Raw genomic sequence first — 3,998 nt, forward strand, 5'->3', positions numbered from 1 at the left:
TACGCCGGCCTCGTCGACAAGTACCCGATCATCACGATCGAGGACGGCCTCGACCAGAACGACTGGGAAGGCTGGGCGATGATCACCAGGAAGCTCGGCAAGAAGATCCAGCTCGTCGGCGACGACCTCTTCGTCACCAACACCGAGCGCCTCGCCCGCGGCATCAAGGAAGGGATCGCCAACTCGATCCTGATCAAGGTCAACCAGATCGGCTCGCTCACCGAGACCTTCAACGCCATCGAGATGGCGAAGCGGGCCGGCTACACCGCCGTCGTGAGCCACCGCTCCGGCGAGACCGAAGACTCCACGATCGCCGACATCTCGGTCGCGACCAACGCCGGCCAGATCAAGACCGGATCGCTCTCCCGCACCGACCGGATCGCGAAGTACAACCAGCTCCTCCGGATCGAGGAGGAACTGGGCGAGATCGCCGAGTACCAGGGGATGAAGTCGTTCTACAGCGTCAAGAAGTGAATCGCATCAAATCAAAAAGCTTTTGGGTCTTCCCAAAGGCTTTTTTTATGGTATAATATCATAGGTATATTAGCCGCTGATTCCGGAACGTTCTTCCGGCAGCATACGGAGGGATTCTTCATGGGATTTCTGGATTGGCTGTTGCTTGTCGTATCGGTGCTCCTGATCGCCCTGGTGATGATCCAGGAGTCGAAGGACGATGTCAAGAATACGTTTTCCGGGGAGAAGTCCGAGCTCTTCAAGAACCAGAAGCAGCGCGGGCCGGAACTCTTCCTGACGCGCCTCACCGTCGGCATGTCCGTGGTGTTCGCGGTCGTCACGATTCTCGCCATCATCCTCTAGGACACGACGAAGTGTCCTTTTTTTTACCCCCTTCGGTGAAATTCCGCGGTCTTGAAAGGAGGCGGTGACATGGCTTACGACATCATGAAGATCATCGAAGGCGAACGCTACGTGCCCGCCGACTTCGAAGGCCTCGCGGCCCTTTTCGGCGTCAGATCCGAAGTGGACCGCCAGATCCTCCGGACGACCCTCGAAGACCTCGAGCGCCGCGGCGTGATCGCGAAGAACCGTCGCGAGCGCTACGACACCGTCGAGCGCCTCGGCCTCGTCAGGGGCGCGATCGATCTGAAGCGCCAAGGCTACGGCTTCGTCCGGCCCGAAGGCACCGAGGGCCCCGACGTCTTCATCCCGCGCGGAAACGTCGAGGACGCGATGGACAAGGACCGCGTGCTCGTCCGGATCACCCGCCGGTCCGACGACGGCCGCCTCGAGGGCGCCGTCCTCCGGATCCTCGAGCGGGGGCTCAAAGTCGTCGTCGGCGAGTACTTCCAGGGCGCCGTCTTCCCCAAGAACCCGATCGGCGAGTACCTCTTCAAGGTCCGCCCGCAGTTCCGCCAGAACCTGAAGGACCATACCGTCGTGAAGGCGGAGATCCTCCGCTATTCCGCAAGCAGGATCCTCGACGTCAAGCCGATCGAGATCATCGGCCATCCGACCGATCCAGGCATCGAGATCCTCACGATCGTGGCCGAGCACGGCCTCACGGTCGAATTCCCCGACGAGGTCCAGGCCGAAGTCGCGAAGATTCCCGCGACCGTCCAACCGGCCGAGCGCGCAGGCCGTCGCGACCTCACCGACCGTCTGATCTTCACGATCGACGGCGAGGACACGAAGGACATCGACGACGCCGTCGAGCTCGAGATCCTTTCGGACGGAAACTACCGGCTCGGCGTCCACATCGCCGACGTCTCGCACTACGTTGTGGAGAACACCGCCCTCGACGCCGAGGCCTACCGTCGCGGCACGTCCGTCTACCTCGCCGACCGCGTCATCCCGATGCTTCCGCGGGAACTCTCGAACGGCATCTGCTCGCTCAACCCTGATGTCGAGCGGCTGGCGATGTCGTGTCTCATGACGATCGACCGGAAGGGCGACGTCACCGACTACGAAATCGTCGAGGCCGTCATCCGAAGCCGCGCCCAGATGACCTATACGAAGATGAACAGGATTCTCGCCGGCGACGTCCAGACGATCGCCGCGTATCCCGCCATCGCCGCCGTCGCGCCGGCGATGCGCGACCTCGCGAAGATCCTCTACGACAAGCGCTCCGTGGCCGGATCGATCAACTTCGAGACGATCGAGCCGAAGCTTGTCTTCGATGCGGACGGCAAGGTCGTCGACATCGTCGTCAAGGACCGCGGGATCTCCGAGGGCATCATCGAGGAGTTCATGCTGATCGCGAACGAGACCGTCGCCGGCCACTTCATGAAGCTCGGCCTGCCGGGTCTCTTCCGGATCCACGAGAACCCCGACCCCGACAAGCTTTCCGCCCTCTTCAAGCTCGCGAAGGAGCTCGGCTACCAGAAGAAGATTCCGAAGAAGATCACCCCGGTCGACCTCCAGCAGCTCCTCACCGCCGTCGACGGCACCAAGTTCGACAAGGTCATCAACACTTTGATGCTCCGGTCGATGGCGAAGGCCCGCTACTCCGAAAGCAACGACGGCCACTACGGCCTCGCGTTCGAGAACTACACCCATTTCACCAGCCCGATCCGGCGCTATCCCGACACCACCGTCCACCGCCTCCTCCGGAGCTACCTGTTCTCAGGTCCGGTGACGAAGAAGATGATCTCCCGCTTCGGCGACGTCCTCCCCGACATCGCCGAGGCTACCAGCAAGGCCGAGCGCGTCGCGATGCTCTGCGAACGCGAGGTGATGGACATGAAGAAGGCCGAGTTCATGATCCCGCACGTCGGCGAAGTCTTCGAGGGCGTCGTCTCGACGCTCACCCGCTTCGGGATGTTCGTCGAACTGCCGAACACCGTCGAAGGACTCGTCCACATGTCGACCTTCAAGGAAGCGATGGAGTTCATCGAGGACAAGATGGTCTATCTTGGCATTTCCTCGCGGAAAGAGTATACTATAGGCATGGTCGTGAAGGTGAAGCTCCTCGGGGCCAATCCCCTGAAGGGACAAGTCGATTTCGAACTCGTCTGAGAGGAGAAGCCATGAAAGTGATCGCAAGCAACAAGAAGGCGTCGCACGAGTACTTCTTCCTCGAGTCGTTCGAGTGCGGCATCGTCCTCACCGGGACCGAGATCAAGTCGATCCGCGCCGGCAAGGTCTCGGTCTCCGACAGCTACTGCCGGGTCAAGGACGGCGAGCTCTACGTCCTCAACATGAACATCGCCAAGTACGACTACGGCAACATCTTCAACCACGAGGAGCTGCGCGAGCGCAAGCTCCTGATGCGGAAGCATGAGATCCTGAAGCTCGGGCAGCGCCTCAAGACCGACGGGCTCACGCTCGTCCCGACCAAGGTGTACCTGAAGGAAGGGCTGTGCAAGATCGAGATCGCGCTCGCGAAGGGCAAGAAGCAGTACGACAAGCGCGAGGTCGCGAAGGAAGCGGACTCGAAGCGGAGGATGCAGAAGGCGATGAAGAACATCGCGGTCGATTGAAGGCCTAGAAGGCTCGAAGGAGGCAGGAATGATCAGAAATTCGAATACGAATGAAGACAGGAACGCCTTCTATCGATTCCATTATTGGAGGGAAACCCTCCTCGGCATCATCGGCGCTTTCGGCGGGATCCTGATTCTGGTCTTCCGCGCGCTCTGGGACAATACCCTCGTCCTGATCCTCGTCCTCTGGGGATTCGTGACGGCCCTCGTGCTCGCATGGCTCGTGATGCGCGCCGTGCAGAAGAAACAGGAGAGGAAAATCGCACACCGATCCGATCCGGCGGCCGACGCATGGCGGATGCCGCCGACGGGTCGGAAGTAACAGGCAAGTCGTTTCACCCACATGGGGCTGTTCTGGATTCGACAGGGCAGTTCGAGTCGAGCAAGCATGCAGTCGGCGGACTATACACGCACCGGCAAATAACTGCCAACAACAATTTCGCTTTCGCCGCCTAAGCATAGGTAGCGGGGTTCCTCCTTCCAGCCTGCGGGTTTGAGGAACCTCCAGTCAGCAGGATAGCAAAACGGGTCGCCGCCTTAGGCTCGTTCGCGAAGACAATA

At 60.6% G+C, this 3,998-nt stretch carries 5 protein-coding genes; all 5 read left to right on the plus strand.

Annotated elements, in window-relative coordinates:
- A partial coding sequence (gene eno / locus WC509_09085; protein MFA5007596.1) for a phosphopyruvate hydratase occupies positions 1-474 on the plus strand: 474 nt, incomplete at its 5' end.
- Positions 475-594: 120 nt separating this feature from the next.
- Positions 595-816: a preprotein translocase subunit SecG gene (secG, locus tag WC509_09090; protein ID MFA5007597.1), complete on the plus strand. Its 222-nt coding sequence runs from the start codon at positions 595-597 to the stop codon at positions 814-816.
- Between the two features lie 69 nt (positions 817-885).
- A complete protein-coding gene (gene rnr, locus WC509_09095; GenBank protein ID MFA5007598.1) occupies positions 886-2,973 on the plus strand; it encodes a ribonuclease R in 2,088 nt (695 codons plus the stop codon).
- 11 nt (positions 2,974-2,984) lie between these two features.
- Positions 2,985-3,437, plus strand: coding sequence for an SsrA-binding protein SmpB (gene smpB / locus WC509_09100; protein ID MFA5007599.1), 453 nt, complete (start codon positions 2,985-2,987; stop codon positions 3,435-3,437).
- A 28-nt stretch (positions 3,438-3,465) separates the two neighbouring features.
- Positions 3,466-3,759, plus strand: a complete 294-nt coding sequence (locus WC509_09105) for a hypothetical protein (protein MFA5007600.1) — start codon at positions 3,466-3,468, stop codon at positions 3,757-3,759.
- The last annotated feature ends 239 nt before the right edge of the window (positions 3,760-3,998 follow it).

This window comes from Candidatus Izemoplasmatales bacterium (genome assembly GCA_041649275.1).
Lineage (GTDB): Bacteria > Bacillota_I > Bacilli_A > Izemoplasmatales > Hujiaoplasmataceae > UBA12489.